The following is a 19,647-nucleotide window of genomic DNA, read 5'->3' on the forward strand; positions in this document are numbered from 1 at the left end:
TGAATAAAGAACTGGTCTAGTAGAGCAGGTGTTGCACTTCAATTTTAAATCGAGGGATTTAATTATTAATATAATAATCATTAATAATAATTAATTTTAAAATGAAGGGCTGATGATGTCGTCAATGAGTTGATGGTTACCAAAAGGTACCTACTACCCAAAAAGTTATTTACCGTGTACAATGGGTAAAACTATTGAGGAGGGTCCGCAGAATGAAGAAAACATATCATTTAGGAGTCGAGGCCACACTAGCTGTGATTAGCGGGAAATGGAAGCCCCAGTTACTATGCCACTTGAGCGTTCAGCCACAGCGGACCTGTGATTTACGGCGGATGCTACCTGATATTTCGCAGAAGGTGTTGACGCAACAGCTTCGGGAACTAGAGGATGATGGCATTATTGATCGGCAGGTCTTGGGTGATCGGGCCCCATTCAAGGTGGTTTACAGTCTGACAGAGACGGGTCGGTCGTTGGGGAAGATTCTCCTCCAGATGTCCCTCTGGGGTGAGCAGCGGGCCAATGAACTGCCAAACGTGGAGATTGAAAATGACCACGCGGGGTTCAACCATCTCTTAGAGACGCTCTAAGGCCAACGAAAGTGGGGATACCCATGGAAACCAGAATTTCAGGGATGCAACGCACCCAACGGATGGTGACGTCACCGACACAGTGGCGTCTGTTGTTACGGTTAGCAACTGGCCCAGCCACGAGTGATCAACTTCTTTTGCTGGGATCATGGCGTGAGTTGTGGCGATTGTGGCAACACCACCTGATAATGTTTCATGTGAAACATTGGCGCTGGTGTCTGACGGCCGAAGGCGAAAGTTTACGACCGGTGTTACGGGCCATTCAGGCTTGTATTGCGGAATAGACTTTTAAAATTGAAATGAAGAGTTTTAACTTTTATGTGCTTAAAGAGGTCTTAGAAATCAGGAGCTGATGATTTCTAAGACCTCTTTTTCAGTTACAGTTAGTCTGGATGTGCCAGTTAAGGGCGGATTTTGACCTGCAAGAAACAGATTTGCTGGTTTTCATCGAAACGATAGGTGTCAAAGCCATGAAGCGCAAACAGCTGACCACTTTTCTTGCGACCGGCAACGGCCCATTCGGCGGTATAATTGGCAGCCGGACCGGTAATGACCTGACAAAGATGGCGTAAGTCTTGATTGTCTTTGAAAAAGTGGTCAAAGAAGGTGGCCACCTTAGTTGGATTATCCGCGATAAACCCATTAGCCCCTTCAACGACGGCCTTGCTGGAAAAGAGGCCAACGATGTCACGGAGTGCCTGAGAGTCATGCGATGCCAAGTCTGATAGCTCAAAATAGCGTTTGATTGTTGTCACATTTTGATCCATGTCGAGTCCTTCTTTCCGTTAATTGTTTAGTTTAGCCTAAACGGTTAGGAAGTAAAGAAATCAAATGTGATTTGCTGTCAGTCGGTCATTAAGCTTACTTATTCCGCCGTGGTTAGCTTTACCTGGCCGTTGCCGCTGCGAATGATGAGCGGGTGTTGCCCAGCCTGATGGTAGGATTGGTGATTGCTAGCGACACGCTGGCCGTTGAGCTTGGCTTGTCCGGTCTTGACGGAAACCTGGAGGCCTTGGGTGATGAGATCGGTGAGCGTCGTGGCCCCATTGCGTTTGATGAGGGAGCCGCCTTGACGAACGGTCAAGTGGTCGGCGGTAGTTGTGCCATTCTGGTGGGTGATCTGGACCGTGTTAATGGTCAGCGCATGTAGCTTCAGTGTACCGTTAAGCTGGTTAATTTGTAGGCGATCCACCTGATCAGTTGGGAGGGTAATCGTGATAGTTGGGGTGTGGCCAATCGCTAATTGGTGCTGATGAGCCAAGGGTTCGGTGATGCTGAGACGATCGGCTGTTGCTTCCACCTTGTATTGGGATTTGGCAACTTGATTGAGAGTGATGGCCGGTGTAGAACCCGTCCGAATTGTCACTTGCGCCGTACGGACGGCCAGGTGTAATTGTCGGGGTTGGGTCGTCAGTGGTAGGGTTTGGTTGGTTAGCCGTTCGAGACGCCCGGTCGTTACGGTGAAGCGTCGCTGGCTGGCGGTGATCCCGATGATCCCAGCGATGAGGACAAGAATAATGATAGTGAGGATGAGGAAGAATTTTTTCATGGTTGAAGACTCCTTTAATTTGAATGAACCTTTTAAAGATTCATTCATTTTTGATTTAAAAAAATAACCGAAACGGCTATTTTAGGATAAACAAGAGAATGCTAGCGATGAGGTCGTTAAGCAGTTGATAGTAGCTGTCGGTTTGAATCTCACTCTGGTGGAAATCGAGTACCGTGAGGGCATTGAAGAGACTGATGATGCGGTCCTGATCCAGGTCGTCCTTCAGCTTTCCCGTTTGCCGCCACTGGTCGATGAGTTTCATCAGAGTGGCGTAGACCAGGCTTTCTTCGACGGCGGACTGATTCGTCTGCGCGATAATATTGTTGAGCTTGGGGTTGGTGAACCACTCTTGGAGAATTTGATTATCGGCCGAACAGGTGAAGATCTCCTGAACCACCGTTTTTACCACAGTAGCGGGGTCGCCAGTGAGGTCGACGCGTTTCAATATTTCTGCCTTGACCCGTTCATTTTCGGCGTTGTAGATGCGGACAAAGATATCGTCTTTGGACGCGTAGAAATTGTAGAAGGTCCCCACGGCCACATCGGCGTGCCGGGCGATCTGTGCAATGCTGGTATGCTTAAAACCTTGTTGCAAGAAGAGATCGTGAGCACTGTTGGCTAACCGTCGTTCTTTATCGTCCATCGTCATTCGCTCCTTTGATAATGAATGAATATTATAACGATTCGTTTATTTTGTCAAGCCATGACCTTTCGTGATGGTGACGGGCAATGAAAAACCCGGTTGCTTACGGCAGCCGGGTTGTGATTAATTCTGTTGTTTAAGCTTAATTTGAAGCCGTTGATCGTCGCTACGCACAGTGGGCATGAGTCCCATCATCACGCCACAGAACAGGGCACCGACACCCCCGATGATGAAGAGTTTTTGGACGCCAATGCTATCGGCGAGGTGACCGGCAAAGATTAAACCGATCGGACCGGTGAGGCTCATGATTGAATTTAAAACGCCGAGAACCCGGCCAAGTTCAGCGGGTGGGAAGGATTGTTGGATTATCGCCATCAGGAGGGTGTTAAAGAAGGGCCCCATGATGCCTGCCACTGCGTTGAGCGCCACGAACCAGATAAAGCCACGCTGGTTTCCAGGTAAAAATCCACCAGCACCGAACGCGATCCCGAGGACAATCGTGGACCAGATAATGGGTTTCATGCGATCCTGCCAGTTACCGAAGAGTCCAATGATGGCACCACCGGCCAGCATGCCCCCTGAAAAGACGACTTCGATGAGCCCAGCCTGACCCACGGTGCCATGGAAGTAGCCCATGGTCATCAGGGGATAGAGACTGGCAGCCGGCATAAAGAACAGGGTGAAGAAGGCACCGAGTAAGGTGATGGCCCACAGCCCACGGGTATTGCGGAGTTGGGTCAGACCAAATTTGGCATCGCTGAGAACGTGAACGGGGTCGTCGATGACGGGGTGTTCGGGAATCCGCACAGCCCAGAGAATGCTGATCCCAATGATCGCGCCGACCACATCCAACAGAATCAGATAATTAATGGGGATGAGGGCGAATAGGAAGGCTCCCAGGGCGGGGGCGATAATCATATTGGCCGATTGAACCATGCCCAGCTGACCGTTAAGCTTGGTCAACTGGTCCGCCGGAATCATGGTCGGCATGATGGCTTGAACGGTTGGCATCTGGAAGGTCTGGGCGACCGCCCGGACGAACAGGGAGACGAAGACTAACCACAGGGGGAAGTGACTCTGAACGGTCCCGGAGATGGAAAGAATAATGGCAAAAATGGCAGCGACGACGTCCGGTACAATCAATAGGAGTTTCTTATTGAGCCGATCGACGAAGGGGCCGACAAAGGGACTGAGAACCACCATGGGAATCATCCCCAACAAGGTGGCAAAACTAAGGACCGACGCCGATCCCGTCCGTTTGGTAAGGTACCAGATGATGGCGTATTGGACCACCATACTGGTGATACCAGAGAGAAACTGACTGGTTAGAAACAGGTAGATGTTGCGCCGCCAATGCGGCAGTGTTTGGGTCATATATAACCCCCCTAATAAAATGTTCGTCGGATAATTTATATTAGCATGCTAGTTAAGGGGGATCAAGATACAGTGGCTGTTTATTTGGCCGACAAAAAAGACCAGGGAACGCGTCCCCGGTCTAAATGCAATGACGGATTATTTGCCAACCGCTTCTGTTCGCAGGTTGGATGGCACGAAACTATCGGGTTCATTGTTTTCAAGAATGCTGGCATAGTGGGCGACCTTGTAGTTGATGGTGTCCAGATGTTTCTTCAAGTCGGCAATTTCGGCCAAGGTTTGTTCCTGTTGGGCGCACATCATGGCGTAGCGCTCGTTGATCGTGTCGTCGCCCTCTTGAATCAGATCCTGATAGTGTTTGATGGCCTTCACGGACATCCCCGTCTCACGGAGGCAAACGATCATGCTCAACCATTCGAGGTCGGTGTCGTGGAAAATACGGTTGTTGTTGGCATCGCGTTGAACGAACGGTAACATCCCGTGATCGTTGTAGTAACGGATACTATAGGTCGAGATGCCGAGCTTTTCGGCAACTTCGTGGATGGTATAAGTCAAGTTGAGATCCTCCTTAAACGCAGACCTTCGTCTAACACGAAGGTAAGTAGTCCTAGCATACGGTAAAGTCCCCGTTGCCGCAAGGATTTGGCCCTGATTTTAGGAATGTTGTGGGGCCTGAACGAATTTGCGGTCAGAAGATTCGTCACATTAAACACATGCGAATTTAATAAGCAAAATTATACTGAATGTTCGTCTAACGGGTAATAATCATGGACTATACCGGCGGCATCCCGTATGATGTTGATTGAAAGACGAATATCAAGATAATTGAAGTGGGGGATAAGTCTATGCATTGGCTAGCCGATCTGTTAGCAGCCATCGGAGTTGTATTAAACGGCATTCCACAAGGGATCATGGCGATGTCGTTAGGGTTTGCTATTTTTCCAACAATGTTTTCATTTCTATTTGCATCCGCGGTCAACGGGGCCTTTGGGGCCGTCGCACCGCTCTCGTTTCAAGCGGAGTCGCTGGCCTTAACCGGGAGTCTGGGGCGTGACTTACGTGAACGAACATCTATCATTCTTGGTGGGTCGATCGTGATGCTGCTGATCGGGGTGACGGGGACACTGACCAAGATCGTCGACGTCCTCGGTAACGGGATCATGGCGGGGATGATGGCCGGGGTGGGTCTGATGCTTGCCAAGATTGCCCTGGGCATGGCCAAGAAGGAACGACTTACGGGCTGGGTTTCCGTCGGACTAGCGGCGGCGACCTACCTGATTAGCAAGGACTTAGTGTGGACGATCGTGATTTCTGTGGTTGGGTCCAGCCTAGCCGCCGTCTTCATCGAACACTACCGCGTGGAATTACCGGAACACGTGACTGCGCGGCGCTTTGTCTTCACCAAGCCGACGGTGAATGTGCGGGTGGTTCGCGGGGCGTTGAGCCTGGCGTGTTTAAACGTTGGCGCCAACATCTCCTACGGGCTGATCACCGGACAGATGACGGGAATCAAACCCAATCCGGTAAACTTGAACCTCTTGACGATCACTCAGTCCGTGGCAGATATGGGAACCAGTCTCTTAGGTGGGGCGCCGGTGGAAGCCATTATCTCGGCGACCGGGAGCGCTCCGGAACCAGTCGTGGCGGGAATCATGATGATGCTCATCATGGCCGCTATTCTGGCGCTGGGTTGGTTGCCCAAGCTGGGAAAGTACGTGCCAAGTGCCTCTATCGCGGGGTTCCTGTTCATCTTGGGAACCGTCGTGATCTTCCCCGTTAACGCCACCACTGCCTTACAAGGACCGACGGGAACCATCGCGGCCATTACACTGGTGATTACCGCAGTAGCCGATCCGTTCGCGGGTCTTTTGACGGGTGCCGTTTTGAAATTTATTTTGCCACTTCTGGGATTGGGGGTCTAAGTCATGCAAAAATACTTTGAACTACAGGTGGGGCCACTGACGCGGCAATTGCCGATCATGCCTATCAGCGATACACTAGCGATTGCCTCATTCGTGTTGCTGGGTGACGCCGAACTCACCGACTATGCCGCAAGTGAACTGGCTAAACGGGTACCCACGGACTTCGATTACCTGGTAACCCTGGAGAGCAAGGGTATTCCGCTAGCTCAGGAACTCAGTCGTTGTACCAATCACGCACAGTACGTGGTGCTGCGCAAGAGCGTCAAGGACTATATGCGTGCCCCACAAACGGTGCCGGTATCGGCGATCACGACCAGCGCGCCGCAACAACTGGTCCTCGACGGAACGGATGCCGATCGCTTGGTTGCCAAGAAGGTGGTCATCGTGGACGACGTGATCAGCAGTGGGGGGTCGCTTCAGGCCGCTAAGACGCTGATTGAACGCGCCGGGGCCACTGTTGTCAGCCAAGTTGCTATTCTGGCGGAGGGGGATGCGGTCGACCGGACCGACATTCACTATTTGGCAGAATTACCACTGTTTCCGATTACCGATTAAACCTACAATCCCCCGACTTGATCGGCAAGTTGGGGGATTATTATTAGCTTAAAAATGGGGCCGTGCACAGTCGCACGGTCCCATTATCTTTGAAGCTATTAAACAAGTTTCTTCTATATAAGTACAGTTACTATCTGGGCTTACTTGGCGATGTAGGTCGTCTTGAAGTCATAAGGAACACCAGCGGGGTTGTAGTTGATGTTTTTGACGTTCTTCCGCAGGAGTTGTGACTTGGCGCCTTGGTACAGGGGAATCGTGCCTTGGTCGTTCATCAAAATCTTTTCTGCTTGAACTAATTCGGACCAACGTTTGTTGGGCTGGTTACCATCACGGTTCTCGGCGTGATCCAGGAGTTGGTCAAATTGTGAATTCTTCCAGCCGGTGGTGTTGAACGTTGAGTCGGACTCGAAGACTTCTAGGAAGTTAATCGGGTCGGCAAAGACGGATTGCCAGCCGCTCATGGTCAGGTCATAGTCCCCGTTGTCCTGCTGGGTCATCAACTGAACGTAAGGAACTGTCTTGATATTAATTTTGACCCCGGGTAGCTTCTGAAGGGAACTCTGTAGGAACTCGGCAGTCTGTTTGGAGGAGTCCGTGTCGGACACTGACAAGGTTACGTCCAGCGACTTGTCTTTGGTCTGCTTGAGACCCTTGGCCAGCAGTTTTTTAGCTTGCGCGAGATCGTAGCTCGTGGCGCTGGAAACGACTGCCTCCTGGTTGAATGCCTGACCGGTCTTAGGGTTGTTACCCATGCCGGATGGCACGAAGCCATTTGAGGCGACGGAGCCGTCTTGTAGGACGTTCTTGACCAGATCTTGTCGGTTGATGGCTAGTGAGAAGGCCCGCCGTACGTCAAGGTTCTTGAAGGCTGGAACCTTCTTGGTGTTCAAATCCAGGCGTTGCGTGCCGGATGGGAGGCGTTTGACGAAGTTCTCATTGTTCAAATTATTCTTAACCTGTTGGCCACTGAGCAGGGTTTCATCGGTCTTCTGAGCATTGAAGAGGTTGTAGCTGGTTGTCGGGCTCTTGGTGACGACTTCGTTAATCTTGGTGAGGTGCACGTGGGACTTGTCCCAGTAAGTGGGGTTCTTGGCCAGTGTCCAGGTGCCGGATGTGCCGCTCCACTTGGTCAGGCGGTAAGGCCCGTCGGAAACAATGGTGGCGGAGCTGGTCCCGTAGCGTTTGCCGTATTTGTTCACAGCATTTTGGTTAATCGGGTAGAAGAGCGGCCAAGCCAAGAGTTTCTTGAAATACGAGACAGGACGCGTCAGTGAGACCGTCAGTTTGTATTTGCCAGTGGCCTTAATCCCCAGGTTTTTTAGGGGTTGCTTGCCCTGGTTGATGGCTTCGGCGTTCTTCACGGGGAAGAGGTAGAAGGCATCTTGCGAGGCAGTCTTGGGGTCAACCGTTCTTTGCCAGGAATAGACGAAGTCCTTGGCCGTCAGGGGGTCGCCGTTACTCCACTTTACGCCGTGGCGAAGGTTAAAGGTATAAGTCTTTCCGCCATCGGTTAGCTTGGTCGAGGTGGCTAAGGCGTTGGCCGGGGTTCCCTTATCATTTAGGCGGTAGAGACCCTCCTGGGTGTTCTGCAAAACGGTGAAACTCAGCGTATCCGTGGCCTTGGATAGGTCGGCGGAGGCCAGGTCTGAAGATTCAGTCCAATTCAAGACTTGATTGGCGGCGTACTGGCCACTGTGGCCGGCGGCGGTGGACTGGTTACCGCATCCCGCGAGGGTGACAAGACTGAGTGCTGACAGGGTTAAAATCGTGTAAATTGCGTGTTTTTGGTGCATCCTAAACATCTCCTCTGAAGTTTAAAAAAATCGTCCTTATGCTTAAACATAAGGACGATTTACTCGCGGTACCACCTTGATTTACACTGAACTCACGCCCAGTGCCTCCGTAACTTCTGTTGCCAAAAGTCGGAAGCGGTAACGTGCTTCAATCCGGGTAGGCAGCTTGCACCGACTACTAGCAACCAGGCTCATCTTCGTTATACCGTTGTAAGCCACCTTTTCAGCTACCGGTGGTCTCTGCGTCTTAGCGGGTACGACTACTCTTCCTGGTAATGCGTTCCTGTATATTTCTAACTTGGCTCTAATAATAGTCGCGCAATTTCGCTTTGTCAACCAGAAATTTCAAAAAGCTAAACCGCGGTGTGACGGGGCTTGTGGGCATATAGTAGAATGATTGGTGGGGAATTTGATTATACGGTAAATGCATAATCCCATTGATATAGTTTTTTTCTGAGATGGTTTTTTATTCAAAAAAGAACGAGTTAATTTAGGTAATCGCTGGAATAAAGGCGGGGGCGTCGGTTCGGCTAGAATATCAGGTAATTGTGGCGGTAAGTAGTTATAAAGTGTGAACTTTTTTAAGGTCGATAAATCGGCATTTTGGGGTAATCACTTGTGTATAAGATAACATAGTCTGGCAACGTAACTTGATAAATTTTGAACGAATTGAATAACCTACAGAGGGAGCTATCGCGGCGCAACGGCAAACATATTTGAATAAAAATCGAGAGATTATCAATATATATTCAGAATTACAGACTGATTTATCCAACTTAATTATTCCAACAATTCACCTTCCTTACGAGTAGTAAAAAGCCCGCAATGCCGCGAAAAAGTGTACTATAGATACTGTACCAATTCTATCAATAGGGGGCATTATTATGGGAGTCATGAAAGCCGTCACGACGACCTTTACCAACGCTGCAATTATTAGTTCGATTACCTCAACTGTATTCATTATTCTGTTAGGGTTTTACCTGCGACGCAGAGGGACCTTTGGGGAAAACTTTGGGAAAGTATTAACAAAGGTTGTCTTGACTGTCGCCATTCCTGCACTGGCATTTAATTCCTTCATGCAACCGATGAACGGAGATGCCTTTAAGCAAGGGATGGGTGTGTTGGTTTGGGGGATTATCATCTATATTCTCCTTATATTCGTTACGCCATTTCTTTACCAGCGCTACGTCAAAGAACAACGTGATGTGCTGGCAATTCTGACCACCTTCGGGTCGACCACGTTCTTCGGAATTCCAATCGTTGGGGCCGTTTACGGGGCCAAAGGGGTTATGTATAGTTCTATCTTCAACATTGGGTACCGGATCTTCCTGTATTCCTACGCCTACATTAAGATGTCTGGCTTGAAGATGGAAGCCAAGAACGTCAAGAAGATGTTCCTGAATCCAATTGTCATCGCCACCTTCTTAGGGCTGTTCATGTGGCTGGGTCAACACTTAGTGCCACAAGTCACGGTACCCGTTGCGGTCAATGGGGTCCAGACGACCGGGGTTGCCGCGGTAGCCTTCTACCGGATTGACCAAACGGCCCTCTGGCTCTACAAGCCACTGAGTTACTTGGCTAACCTGGCGTCACCACTGGCTTGGTTGTCAATCGGGGTTACCTTGGGTTCCATTTCCTTCAAGGATGCCGCTGCCGACAAGACCCCATGGTACTACGCCTTCAACAAGGTTATTATTGTGCCATTATTGAACTTAGTCATTTTATATCTGTTAAACGTCACGGGAATTCTTTCCCTGAGCTATGTGGCTGTTGCGACGATTGTGGTCATGATGGCCACACCAACCGCTGCCGTGGCTTCCGCCTATGCGATCAGCTTTGATCGTGAGGCCGTCTTATCTTCCAACGCGTCGTTTATCTCGACGATTGCGGCCGTTGTGATGATGCCGATCTGGATCGCTGTCATGGAGGTCTTGAACGGCTTAGGTGTCTTCCACTAGTCCAAAAAGGAGTGTTTTTCGATTATGGTAAAAATTACGTCTTACGGGGTTCGGCCCATCGAGGAACCCTATTTCGACCGTCTCAACCAGTTTGGCTTTGACATGACCTACGTACCGGAAATGTTAACGCACGACAATGTCGACGCTTCTAAGGGGGCTGACGGGGTCCTGGTACGGGGCAACTGTGTTGTCGACCGTCAAAACCTACAGAAGTTTGCGGACTGGGGCATTAAAATGGTGTTCACCCGGACCGTCGGCTATAACCACATGGATTTGCAAGCTGCCAGTGACCTGGGGATTGCCATGGCGCGGGTCCCAGCCTACTCGCCATTTGCCGTCGCCGAATTGGCTCTGACCATGGGGATGAACCTCTTCCGGCACGTCAATCTAGCCGTAGATCGGACGCATCAGGCCAACTTTACCGTGGGGACCGACTTGTTTAGCAAGGAAATTCACACCGCAACCGTGGGGATCATGGGTGTTGGCCGGATTGGATTGACGGAAGCTAAGCTGTATCAAGGCCTCGGGGCAAATGTCGTGGCCTACGATCCTTACCCCAGCCCAGCCGCCAAGGAGACGGTGACGCTGTGTGATCTGCCAACCATGTTGGCGCAATCCGACATCGTGTCGGTCCACGTGCCTTACTTCCCTGGCAAGAATGAGAACCTCATCGATGCCAAATTCATCGAACAGATGAAGCCGGGTGCCGTGCTTGTCAACACCGCCAGAGGTGAGTTAGCGGATATTCCGGCCATTCTTCAAGGCCTGGATACCGGTAAACTCACGGGTTACGGCGCTGATGTGATCTTGAACGAGGGTGAAATTCTCGGCAAGAAATTCGCTCAGATTAGCGATGTGCCGAATGACCAAGTTCAACAACTCTTGGCCCGGTACCCGCAAGTGTTGATTACGCCCCACATGGGATCGTATACGGAACCAGCATTGCAGGACATGATCAGCGTCAGCTATCAAAACTTCCACGATCACCTGACAACGGGGAAGACCAGCAACGCAATTAGTATTTAACAGCAACGAAAAGAACCTCCCGACCCGGTTGAATGGGTTGGGAGGTTCTTATTTTATGTCTAGCGGCTATTCGAACCTAATTAACTCACAAATAAATAGGACAAACTGGATTTTTAATGTTGCCTTAGCCGTAGGTGGTCAGGGGGCCATCCTGTGACAGTGGTGTTAGGTCGTGGTTTGTCGGCCTTACAGCACGGGACGACCTCGAGACCCACGGATTGTGTGGGGCTTGAGGTCGAGTTCGAAGACCGCTCTTTGGCTTCGGACGGTCCCAATAGGATGGCCTCCTGACCACTGAAGGCGGAGAGCATTAATCCAAGTTCAGTTCGTAAGCGCGGCGGGCACCGTTAGGGCCGTCGTCAACGTAGATGGTACCGCGATACTTGTAACCAAAGGTGGTGGCAATTGCCTGCATCTGTTGGTTTTGCTGATGAGTGTCCACCCGGAAATTACGAACGCCTTCTCGGTAAGCGGCACTGATTAAATTAGAAAAGAAATAATGGCTCAGGTGCTGGCCGCGGAAACCGGGGCCGATCGCAATGCGGTGAATGGTGGCGTAGGGCTCTTGGTTGTTCTGCCACTGCCCATCCTCGATGTGTTGGTAGTTGGGGTCGTCGCCGATGATCATGGTTGCCGTACCGGCCACCTGACCGTCGACATCTAAAAGCCAGCAGTGCTGAGCATCGACATCTGCGGTGAGGGTTGCCAGATCGGGATAACCGTCTTGCCACTGGGGACTGCCCGCGGCTTTTAATTGTTCCTTGGCGTGGTCAATCAACGCCATAATCGTTGAGAGATCGCGGCGTGTCGCACGTTTGATAAAAATTAGACTCAAATGATGACCTCCTTAGAAAAGATTACTTTGTTAGAATACCACATTTTTAATCGCGAAGATGGGTTGGAAACAGTGTATGATAGTAAAAAAGGTCTGACGGCCGGGGATGCGTTGACAAATCCTGCGAATCGGCTATCATGATTAGACTTGAACCCAAGAGCCACAGTACTTTTGGCGGCATCCTTAAGGAGGAGCACAGACATGAATCCCAGTCACATCAGAAATTTTGCAATCATCGCGCACATCGACCACGGGAAGTCGACGCTGGCCGATCGCATTATGGAACAAACCCAAACGGTCAATGACCGCCAAAGCAAGGCTCAACTACTGGATGATCTCCAGGTTGAACAGGCGCATGGCGTGACCGTGAAGTCCCGCACGGTGCGGAATTACTACCGGGCCGATGATGGTCAGGAGTACGAATACAACTTTATCGATACCCCGGGACACGTTGATTTTACCTATGAAGTTTCCAAGAGTCTGGCTGCCAGTGATGGCGCTATTCTCTTAGTCGATGCGACCCAAGGAGTCCAAGCTCAAACGGTGGCCAATCTGCGTTTAGCCCAGGACAACCACTTGGTGGTCATTCCCGTGGTGAATAAGATCGATGCAGCTGCGGCCGATGTTGACCGCACGATTGCCCAGATCAGAGAGCTTTCACCGGAGTTTGCGGACGTGCCCGTTCTGAAAATTTCCGCCAAGACTGGCCTGAACGTCCACGACGTGATGGAAGCCATTCACACGACGATTCCGGCCCCGGTCGGTGATGCCAAGGCCCCACTCAAGGCGTTGGTCTTTGACTCCCAGTACGATGCCTTTAAAGGGATCATTGCCTACGTTCGGTTGGTGGATGGTCAGCTGAAGGCCAACGACAACCTCGTCTTGATGGCAAACCAACAGGCCGTGGCCGCCAATGAAATTGGGATCTTTGCCCCGGCCCGAGTGACTGCTAAGCAGTTGGGGGTCGGCGATGTTGGCTATGTTGTCACTGGGTTGAAGGATCCGCAGGCCTTGCGAGTCGGGGACACCCTGACGCTAGCCGCCAATCCAACGGAGACGGCGCTTCCCGGTTATGAACCCGCCCAATCAATGGTTTTCGCCGGTTTCTATCCCCAAGGTGATCACTACCACGATCTCCAATTAGCGGTAGAGAAACTCGCGTTAAATGACACGTCCTTCCATTACCGGCCGGAGAATTCCGAAGCCTTAGGCGCTGGCTTCCGGTGTGGCTTCTTAGGCATCTTCCATTTACAAATTATTCGCGAACGTCTGCACGATGAATATGGTCTGGACGTCTTGACGACGGCCCCCAACGTGACCTATCGCGTGCACCTCAAGAATACCGAGGACCCCGTCATCGTGAATAACCCCATCAAGTTCCCAGATTATTCGAAGATTGATTTTGTCGAGGAACCCCTGGCCAAGGCAACGATCACCACGACTAGCGAGAGCTTAGGACCCGTGATGAAGCTGGCCGATCAACATCGCGGGACGCTTCAAGACATGAACAATCAAGGTGATCTGGTGGTTCTGAACTACGAGTTGCCCTTTGCTGAGATTGCCTACGACTTCTTTAACGCCTTGAAGTCCGTTTCACACGGCTATGCCACGTTGACAACGGCCTTGGCAGGCTATGATTTGGCCGACGTCGTTAAGATTGAGGTTCACGTCAACTACGCCAGAGTCGATGCCCTGTCGTTCGTGGTCCATCGGGAAGATGCGCCGCGCGTGGCCCAGGAGCTGGTGCACAAGTTGAAATTTGTGATTCCCCGGAAACTTTACCCGATGCCGGTTCAATCGGTGGTGGAAGGGAAGGCCCTGGCCAGAGTCGACGTGCCACCATTACGTAAGAACGCGGCGGCCAATGGCGAAAAGAAGAGTGCCTCTAAGAAGGCCGCTCAACTACGTCGCCAGAGTGCCAATAAGCGGCAGGCCGCGCACAGTGACATCGAGTTACCGCAGGAAGTTTTCAATGCGGTCTTGGATCTCGAAAAATAAACAAGATGATAGAGTGCGACAAACGGCGGTTAATGAATGAGCATTAACGTCGATAGACGAAGAATCCCGGTCTTGGATTGTTTGTCTATCGGGGTTAAGCGGCGTTGACTGCCTTTTGTCGCACGTTTCGACTATAGATGATTGGAACGCAAAAAGGGCTGAAGACTTTTGTCTCGGCCCTTTCCCACGTTTAGTCAAGCTCTGTAAAACCGGGTTGGTTTTACAGAGCTAATTTTAGTATGTTTTGACTGTTTCAAAGTAAGTTTTTCCGGCCGCCAACATGTCCGCCGTCTGCTGATTCAACAGGGGTGGGAGTTGGTCGAAGGGAAAGTATTTTAGATCGAGTGTCTCATCCGTGGCGGTTTCGAGCGGCTGACCGCCAACTTGTTTGACCAGGTAGAGCCGACTGATCACTTGGGTTTGGTCACCGTTAGGGTAGGTGGTGAAGCCCTGGTCGAAGATGCCCAGTGGCCGGATGATTTCGACGTCGATCCCGGCGTCTTCCTTGTACTCCCGGACGCAGGCGGCATCAAAGGTTTCCCCGTATTCGAGGAAGCCGCCGGGTAGACTCCAGTTGTGGGTATCAGTCCGCAGGTTGAGCAGAACCTCCTGCTGATCGTTGATCAGAATGGCTCCGGCGGCATTTAGAATTAGCGGACGATGACCGACTAGCTGTCGGATTTCTTGGATGTAATTGGCCATGGGATGACCACCTTTCTCGTAGAGTTACGTTCATTATAGCGCAAGGCGTTTCGATAGGGGTCAGTACCCTTGAAGGGTATAATGACGTGTGAGGTGATTGCGATGAGTCGGACAGCGAAAAACATTAAGGTCATCCGCCAACACTATGGGATTAGTCAGAAGCATTTGGCAACGCTCCTAAACGTCTCGGTGCGGACCGTCCAGCATTGGGAACAGGACGATTACGCCCCCAGTGGTCCCGCCGTCAAATTAATTCAACTGTTAGCAAATAATGACGCGATTTTTACGGAATTAGCTAGACTAGAGGAGGATGATGACATCATGTATTTGGAACACGATGACCAAGCGCTCACCATTATGGGGGTCGCTTTTCGCAACGAAGAAGAGTATCGGGCAACGCTCGATGCCATTATTAACAACATGTACGAAGGGTTTGAACCGACGGTGGACGACGTTAAGCTCGCACGTGAGGCAGACGACTTAGGTCGACCGTTGACTGGGGAAGAAGTTCTGGCAAAAATCAATGCGAAACGTTCGGTTCCGAACAAGTGAGAAGTTGGGAAGATTATTTACAGGCCAATGGGGTTCTGAAGAATAAATTAGGCATTACCGATGATGATAAGTTACATGACGTTGAATATAATTTCAGCTTCATTCAGCAGAAGTTCATCCAGCAACATGACTACATTTTACCGGATGGCTATCAGCTAACTGGCCGTGATATTACGGAGCTAAAACGCATCAATCAGGCACTACTAGGTGATATCTACGACTGGGCGGGGCAGTACCGTGAGGTCGACTTCAACAAGACTTCGAATGGTGTCGTCACGCACTTCCATCCGGTCAGTCTGTTTGGTAACGCTGAGTGGGATCTTCAGCGGCAGTTAACGGAGTTCGCGACACTACCATCGGATAAGGTGGTTGTCGCAGACGCGCTGGGTGATCTGGTGACCGCTCTAAATATGTTTCATCCGTTCCGCGAAGGCAATGGGCGAACACTTCGAGTCTTCACGGCGGTCCTGGCCCGCCAGAAGGGCTTCCGTCTGGCGTTCACTCAAGAACAACAGGAAGCCTACATGGATGCTAGTATCCAGGATAACCCCAAATTGATGGCTGCGGTGTTTCGCGAGATTTTACATTAAATGAAATTGAAAAAATGGATTCGTTTTCCGAAAAAGGGTGAACGAATCCATTTTTTAAAATTAACATTGATAATAGTGTGGCAGTAACTAGGATCATAACTACCGGATACCGCCATTTCCAGCCAAGAGTTCAAGTTAAGAACAATCTTAGCCGGAGGAGGTCAGGGATGGAGCCGGCCGTGGCGGTACTGTTAGACCGAGTGGTTTTCTCGGCCTTACAGTACGGGCGATTTTGAAGACGCGTGTTCTTCGCGGCTTCAAATCGAGCGAGAAGCCTGGTTCCCAGGCTGAAGCGTCCCCACAGCAGGCGTAATCCCTGGCAGCCGCAGGCGGCCTTTTAAGGTTTTAAGCCAGTGATTTATTTGTTAACCCTTTTGTAGTTGCTATCGAAGTACTTGCCCGCGCGGATTTCGTCAGGTAAGCCAGCGTAAGGGGCTTCGTCGATAACGTCCTCGTTGTTTTGGCCAGCGTCCCCAATGTAGGTGATCGTGGCGAATTCAGGAACAACCATCTTAGGATAAGTCGCGTATTTTTCCCGAGCGGCTTCCATCACGTCGATGTGTTCGTTTTGGTAAGTGACCGTGATTTCAGGATGTTCTTGAACCCATTTAGGGAAGAAGATCGTGCCGTTAACCTTGTTTTCGTTAGGCAGGAAGTCCAAGGCGACGTCGGTTCCGGTTGGTTCCGTCCAAGCCACCTTGTAGATACCCTCGGTTAGCATGACAATGTTGGCTTCCTGGTCCGTGACCCAACGGCCGGCAACCATTCCGCCATGGATTCGGTAATCAACGGTGTGGTCGTTTTTAGCGTACCATTCGTATTCCCAACCGTTGTCGTAGGTGTAGATAAAGTGAGTTCCCAAGAAGTCATCCAGGGTTTTGAATTGTTTTGTCATGAGTTATTGCTCCTTAAAATTATGATATTCCTAACATGTAATTAATTACATGTTTAAGCTAATGGGATTACTATAAGACGATCGGCACGCGCTGTCAACAATTTTTCTTGATGTTTGGCGGCGAAACTGGTTCAATGAAGGTAAGGAAACCGCGCGAAATCAAGGGGGATGGCCAGTATCGGACAGCGAAATCGACTACAATATATTATTTTGGGCTTATTGAATCAGCGGCCCCAGACCGGCTACGACTTGGCCAAGGCATTTGAAAATGAAATCGGCGAATTTTGGCAGGCTCAGCATAGCCAAATTTACCCGTTATTACGGCGAATGGAGGATGCGGGTGAGATTACCCACGAAGACACCGTAGCGGGCGAAAAACTGGCAAAGAAGCAGTATACGCTCACACCTAGTGGTCATGACAAACTGGTAGACTGGGTCAGCGAGCCTTCACCAGAATTGACCCCCAGTAAGGACGAATTTATTCTCAAACTGTACTTTATTAAGACGGACAAGGATCCACGGATTCAGCCAATGTTGCGAGAACAGCTTCGTCTCCACCAGACGCAGCTCGATCACTTGGAGGGCCGCCTGAAGACGGTATTCCCAACGGATGCGGTTAAGCAACAAGCGTATGGCCACTATTTGATTCTGGACCATGCCATCGAACGCGAGCGAGACTATGTGGCCTGGTTGTCGAAGTATCTGACAGATTAGGGGGGATGCACAATGTACTATCACGTGTCGCAGAATCCAACGGGGCAGGTGTATCGGCGCTTGATTCAAGTTCTCGGGGAACACACGGACTACATTGAACTCTCACACTATAATATCGGTGGTGTTCCCTATGCGGCGTCCTACGAACGGGTGATGGCGGCGTTGCAACCGGACATTTTGAAGATCCGTCAGGTGTCGCGAAATGCCATGAACGATAGTACCCGGTTCCACGGGATCACGGTGTTTCAGGTAGCCTGTACTAGCAGTACGACGCGTGTTTTGAAGCAGTCGGCGGCCAGCCTCTATGAATGGGGTGGTCGTGGTGATTCGGAAAGTCCCGACCAGTTGCCTTCAGATTTGACCTTCTATCTGGATGACCAGTGGATCCTAGCGGCTTTGGGTCACGAGGGGTTCGCCGTAGTGAATCTGCCGGAAAAACGGTCCCGTCAGCTACAAGAATTGACAGGGATTGACCTCGAAGCCTTTACGGCAGATGAGGTTGAAGACTGGGATTTTGATAATTGGTAAGGATGACTTAGCCCGGAACGGGGTGTTCTGGGCTTTTTAAATTGATATGGGAAACAGATGCCAGATATAATTAGTTCAGCGACTGTTGTCACCCCTTATTAGCAGAGAAACTTTGATTTCTCTCTATGTTGCCTAACATAGGCCTCAAAAGGGTTGGCTAATTCTGATGCCAAGGTCAGTGTTAGCCAGGAAACCGGGCGATGGCATGAGATGGTATCGAAAGATTTCTGAGCGTTACGGGCACGTGTATACGCCGCCGACGCTTAATCGGGTGATTCCAATTGCCGGATTAGCTTTGTTGGCAGCGAGTCTGGTCTTATTGAAATTCACTAAATTACATGATTGGGGCTTTGGGTTGTATGGCGCGGCAATTTTGGCATGGGGCGATTACCTCTCCGTTAAACTTGCCCAACATAAAGTGGGAATTCTAGCTAGTCTCTTCGTGGCCTATGGCTTATTTGTCGTTGTGCTGGGTGGGATTGGTTTGATCCTGCTTGCGATTATTTTTGGCGAATAGTCTTGTGTTTGAATCTGCGGGTAAGTAATTACAGGATAAATATGGCCTAGAACAGCGTGTTCTGGGCTTTTTGTGTGGCATAGGATCATAAAAGGCCAAACGTCCGGATGAACGATCGGTCTTTTATACGGGAGCTAGCTAATGACAGTAGTTAACCAGGCAACGGAGATGGTTATCAGTCTCGTAAATATGGTGTCATCACCACTAAGTAGGTTGAAAAGGTGGTCTCCTGCCGGAATTACTGTGAATTGTGAAGCTAAATTACTAGATTGTGCACAGATTTTTTGCGGTGTGGTTGGCGGAACGATTGGGTCCTGGCCACCGGCAATGGCGTACACGGGAGCTTGGTTTTGATGGAAGGTCGTGGCGACATTGGTTTGTTGGACGTCGGTCATCCATTGGTGGCCAATGGTCAGTGGTGATCGGAACCCCAGATCTAATTGATAGGTATTTTGTTGATAGGCCTCGGGAGGGATTAGGCCGGACATGTCCAGTGCTCCCGACCACAGAAGCACGGCTTGATAGACTGTTCGACCGGCTGCGAGCATGGCGATGGTGCCCCCCTGGCTCCAGCCCATGATACCAATCTGATCGGAAATGGTTGTTTGCTGGCGAAGAAAATTGGTCACGTCTAGAGTGTCGTTAACGGCGCTAGTAAAGCTGTAGTTTTCATAGGATACGTTGCTCTCACCATTTCCGATAAAGTCAAAACGTAGTGAGGCAAAACCAGCGGCAGCAAGTTTAGCAGCCATCATGACGTAACCTTGACCGGCTTCGTCCTTATTGGTTCCAGTACCATGACACATGACCATAGCTGGAAAGTTCCCAGTATCCGAAGGTAGCGTTAGGATTGCTGGAATTTGATAATTTCCATGTGAACTAGAAATAGTTAAATGTTGGGTAATCATG

22 protein-coding genes are annotated in these 19,647 nt (G+C 50.4%); 12 read left to right on the forward strand and 10 right to left on the reverse strand.

Features of this window, described 5'->3' with window-relative positions; genetic code table 11:
* Positions 1 to 212: 212 nt before the first annotated feature.
* Positions 213 to 587 carry a winged helix-turn-helix transcriptional regulator gene (locus tag IV54_RS01865; RefSeq protein WP_057877704.1) on the forward strand — a complete coding sequence of 125 codons (375 nt, stop codon included), beginning with the start codon at positions 213 to 215 and terminating at the stop codon, positions 585 to 587.
* 23 nt (positions 588 to 610) lie between these two features.
* Entirely contained in the window at positions 611 to 871 is a 261-nt protein-coding gene (locus tag IV54_RS01870) for a hypothetical protein (protein ID WP_057877705.1), read from the forward strand.
* Between the two features lie 117 nt (positions 872 to 988).
* Here IV54_RS01870 and IV54_RS01875 read toward each other — a convergent pair whose 3' ends face one another.
* The 5 genes from IV54_RS01875 to IV54_RS01895 form a co-directional block, all read right to left on the reverse strand.
* Positions 989 to 1,354: a hypothetical protein gene (locus IV54_RS01875; RefSeq protein ID WP_057877706.1), complete on the reverse strand. Its 366-nt coding sequence runs from the start codon at positions 1,352 to 1,354 to the stop codon at positions 989 to 991.
* Between the two features lie 98 nt (positions 1,355 to 1,452).
* The gene (locus IV54_RS01880) at positions 1,453 to 2,136 is read right to left on the reverse strand and encodes a DUF4097 family beta strand repeat-containing protein (protein ID WP_057877707.1); all 684 of its coding nucleotides are present in this window, start codon (positions 2,134 to 2,136) and stop codon (positions 1,453 to 1,455) included.
* Between the two features lie 76 nt (positions 2,137 to 2,212).
* A complete protein-coding gene (locus IV54_RS01885) occupies positions 2,213 to 2,779 on the reverse strand; it encodes a TetR/AcrR family transcriptional regulator (RefSeq protein WP_057877708.1) in 567 nt (188 codons plus the stop codon).
* A gap of 123 nt (positions 2,780 to 2,902) precedes the next feature.
* Positions 2,903 to 4,153, reverse strand: a complete 1,251-nt coding sequence (locus IV54_RS01890) for an MFS transporter (RefSeq protein ID WP_057877709.1) — start codon at positions 4,151 to 4,153, stop codon at positions 2,903 to 2,905.
* A gap of 138 nt (positions 4,154 to 4,291) precedes the next feature.
* On the reverse strand, positions 4,292 to 4,708 hold the full coding sequence (locus tag IV54_RS01895; protein WP_057877710.1) for a MerR family transcriptional regulator: 417 nt from the start codon (positions 4,706 to 4,708) through the stop codon (positions 4,292 to 4,294).
* 290 nt (positions 4,709 to 4,998) lie between these two features.
* Between IV54_RS01895 and IV54_RS01900 the strand changes: the two genes are divergently transcribed.
* On the forward strand, positions 4,999 to 6,075 hold the full coding sequence (locus IV54_RS01900; protein ID WP_057877711.1) for a hypothetical protein: 1,077 nt from the start codon (positions 4,999 to 5,001) through the stop codon (positions 6,073 to 6,075).
* A 3-nt stretch (positions 6,076 to 6,078) separates the two neighbouring features.
* Positions 6,079 to 6,630, forward strand: a complete 552-nt coding sequence (locus tag IV54_RS01905; protein WP_057877712.1) for a phosphoribosyltransferase family protein — start codon at positions 6,079 to 6,081, stop codon at positions 6,628 to 6,630.
* Between the two features lie 140 nt (positions 6,631 to 6,770).
* On the opposite strand, the gene IV54_RS01910 is transcribed toward IV54_RS01905, so the two are convergent.
* Positions 6,771 to 8,423 (reverse strand): peptide ABC transporter substrate-binding protein, encoded by a 1,653-nt coding sequence (locus IV54_RS01910; RefSeq protein ID WP_057877713.1) that lies wholly within the window; start codon positions 8,421 to 8,423, stop codon positions 6,771 to 6,773.
* Between the two features lie 884 nt (positions 8,424 to 9,307).
* Between IV54_RS01910 and IV54_RS01915 the strand changes: the two genes are divergently transcribed.
* Together IV54_RS01915 and IV54_RS01920 are read left to right on the forward strand one after the other, a co-directional pair.
* Complete coding sequence (locus IV54_RS01915) at positions 9,308 to 10,381, forward strand: AEC family transporter (protein WP_057877714.1); 1,074 nt, start codon at positions 9,308 to 9,310, stop codon at positions 10,379 to 10,381.
* A 24-nt stretch (positions 10,382 to 10,405) separates the two neighbouring features.
* The gene (locus IV54_RS01920; protein ID WP_057877715.1) at positions 10,406 to 11,407 is read left to right on the forward strand and encodes a 2-hydroxyacid dehydrogenase; all 1,002 of its coding nucleotides are present in this window, start codon (positions 10,406 to 10,408) and stop codon (positions 11,405 to 11,407) included.
* A gap of 310 nt (positions 11,408 to 11,717) precedes the next feature.
* Here IV54_RS01920 and IV54_RS01925 read toward each other — a convergent pair whose 3' ends face one another.
* Positions 11,718 to 12,242, reverse strand: coding sequence for a GNAT family N-acetyltransferase (locus IV54_RS01925; protein WP_057877716.1), 525 nt, complete (start codon positions 12,240 to 12,242; stop codon positions 11,718 to 11,720).
* Between the two features lie 201 nt (positions 12,243 to 12,443).
* On the opposite strand from IV54_RS01925, the gene lepA reads away from it, so the two are divergent.
* A complete protein-coding gene (gene lepA / locus IV54_RS01930) occupies positions 12,444 to 14,240 on the forward strand; it encodes a translation elongation factor 4 (protein ID WP_057877717.1) in 1,797 nt (598 codons plus the stop codon).
* Positions 14,241 to 14,474: 234 nt separating this feature from the next.
* On the opposite strand, the gene IV54_RS01935 is transcribed toward lepA, so the two are convergent.
* On the reverse strand, positions 14,475 to 14,942 hold the full coding sequence (locus IV54_RS01935; RefSeq protein WP_057877718.1) for an NUDIX hydrolase: 468 nt from the start codon (positions 14,940 to 14,942) through the stop codon (positions 14,475 to 14,477).
* Positions 14,943 to 15,011: 69 nt separating this feature from the next.
* Here IV54_RS01935 and IV54_RS01940 point away from each other — a divergent pair, with 69 nt between their 5' ends.
* Positions 15,012 to 15,494, forward strand: a complete 483-nt coding sequence (locus IV54_RS01940; protein ID WP_237756647.1) for a helix-turn-helix domain-containing protein — start codon at positions 15,012 to 15,014, stop codon at positions 15,492 to 15,494.
* Complete coding sequence (locus IV54_RS01945; protein ID WP_057877720.1) at positions 15,491 to 16,084, forward strand: Fic/DOC family protein; 594 nt, start codon at positions 15,491 to 15,493, stop codon at positions 16,082 to 16,084. The genes IV54_RS01940 and IV54_RS01945 overlap by 4 nt, the downstream gene beginning before the upstream one ends.
* Positions 16,085 to 16,442: 358 nt before the next feature.
* Here IV54_RS01945 and IV54_RS01950 read toward each other — a convergent pair whose 3' ends face one another.
* On the reverse strand, positions 16,443 to 16,979 hold the full coding sequence (locus tag IV54_RS01950; protein ID WP_057877721.1) for a phenolic acid decarboxylase: 537 nt from the start codon (positions 16,977 to 16,979) through the stop codon (positions 16,443 to 16,445).
* 177 nt (positions 16,980 to 17,156) lie between these two features.
* On the opposite strand from IV54_RS01950, the gene IV54_RS01955 reads away from it, so the two are divergent.
* The 3 genes from IV54_RS01955 (at position 17,157) to IV54_RS01965 (ending at position 18,738) form a co-directional block, all read left to right on the forward strand.
* Positions 17,157 to 17,693 carry a PadR family transcriptional regulator gene (locus IV54_RS01955; protein WP_057877759.1) on the forward strand — a complete coding sequence of 179 codons (537 nt, stop codon included), beginning with the start codon at positions 17,157 to 17,159 and terminating at the stop codon, positions 17,691 to 17,693.
* 12 nt (positions 17,694 to 17,705) lie between these two features.
* Positions 17,706 to 18,221, forward strand: a complete 516-nt coding sequence (locus tag IV54_RS01960) for a hypothetical protein (RefSeq protein ID WP_057877722.1) — start codon at positions 17,706 to 17,708, stop codon at positions 18,219 to 18,221.
* Between the two features lie 205 nt (positions 18,222 to 18,426).
* Positions 18,427 to 18,738, forward strand: a complete 312-nt coding sequence (locus tag IV54_RS01965) for a hypothetical protein (RefSeq protein ID WP_057877723.1) — start codon at positions 18,427 to 18,429, stop codon at positions 18,736 to 18,738.
* A gap of 134 nt (positions 18,739 to 18,872) precedes the next feature.
* Here the strand turns inward: IV54_RS01965 and IV54_RS01970 are convergent, their stop codons facing one another.
* Positions 18,873 to 19,646 carry an alpha/beta hydrolase family protein gene (locus IV54_RS01970; RefSeq protein ID WP_057877724.1) on the reverse strand — a complete coding sequence of 258 codons (774 nt, stop codon included), beginning with the start codon at positions 19,644 to 19,646 and terminating at the stop codon, positions 18,873 to 18,875.
* Position 19,647: the final 1 nt, after the last annotated feature.

The organism is Levilactobacillus paucivorans (assembly GCF_001437125.1).
GTDB lineage: Bacteria > Bacillota > Bacilli > Lactobacillales > Lactobacillaceae > Levilactobacillus > Levilactobacillus paucivorans.

Excerpts from the sequence above, each read along its gene's own strand:
- IV54_RS01915 (WP_057877714.1), top strand. The coding sequence starts at position 9,308 with ATGGGAGTCATGAAAGCCGTCACGACGACCTTTACCAACGCTGCAATT.
- IV54_RS01890 (WP_057877709.1), bottom strand. The coding sequence starts at position 4,153 with ATGACCCAAACACTGCCGCATTGGCGGCGCAACATCTACCTGTTTCTA.
- IV54_RS01905 (WP_057877712.1), top strand. The coding sequence starts at position 6,079 with ATGCAAAAATACTTTGAACTACAGGTGGGGCCACTGACGCGGCAATTG.
- IV54_RS01885 (WP_057877708.1), bottom strand. The coding sequence starts at position 2,779 with ATGGACGATAAAGAACGACGGTTAGCCAACAGTGCTCACGATCTCTTC.
- IV54_RS01960 (WP_057877722.1), top strand. The coding sequence starts at position 17,706 with ATGTACTATCACGTGTCGCAGAATCCAACGGGGCAGGTGTATCGGCGC.
- IV54_RS01950 (WP_057877721.1), bottom strand. The coding sequence starts at position 16,979 with ATGACAAAACAATTCAAAACCCTGGATGACTTCTTGGGAACTCACTTT.
- IV54_RS01875 (WP_057877706.1), bottom strand. The coding sequence starts at position 1,354 with ATGGATCAAAATGTGACAACAATCAAACGCTATTTTGAGCTATCAGAC.
- IV54_RS01935 (WP_057877718.1), bottom strand. The coding sequence starts at position 14,942 with ATGGCCAATTACATCCAAGAAATCCGACAGCTAGTCGGTCATCGTCCG.
- IV54_RS01880 (WP_057877707.1), bottom strand. The coding sequence starts at position 2,136 with ATGAAAAAATTCTTCCTCATCCTCACTATCATTATTCTTGTCCTCATC.
- IV54_RS01910 (WP_057877713.1), bottom strand. The coding sequence starts at position 8,423 with ATGCACCAAAAACACGCAATTTACACGATTTTAACCCTGTCAGCACTC.
- IV54_RS01965 (WP_057877723.1), top strand. The coding sequence starts at position 18,427 with ATGAGATGGTATCGAAAGATTTCTGAGCGTTACGGGCACGTGTATACG.
- IV54_RS01920 (WP_057877715.1), top strand. The coding sequence starts at position 10,406 with ATGGTAAAAATTACGTCTTACGGGGTTCGGCCCATCGAGGAACCCTAT.
- lepA (WP_057877717.1), top strand. The coding sequence starts at position 12,444 with ATGAATCCCAGTCACATCAGAAATTTTGCAATCATCGCGCACATCGAC.
- IV54_RS01870 (WP_057877705.1), top strand. The coding sequence starts at position 611 with ATGGAAACCAGAATTTCAGGGATGCAACGCACCCAACGGATGGTGACG.
- IV54_RS01970 (WP_057877724.1), bottom strand. The coding sequence starts at position 19,646 with ATGATTACCCAACATTTAACTATTTCTAGTTCACATGGAAATTATCAA.
- IV54_RS01900 (WP_057877711.1), top strand. The coding sequence starts at position 4,999 with ATGCATTGGCTAGCCGATCTGTTAGCAGCCATCGGAGTTGTATTAAAC.
- IV54_RS01865 (WP_057877704.1), top strand. The coding sequence starts at position 213 with ATGAAGAAAACATATCATTTAGGAGTCGAGGCCACACTAGCTGTGATT.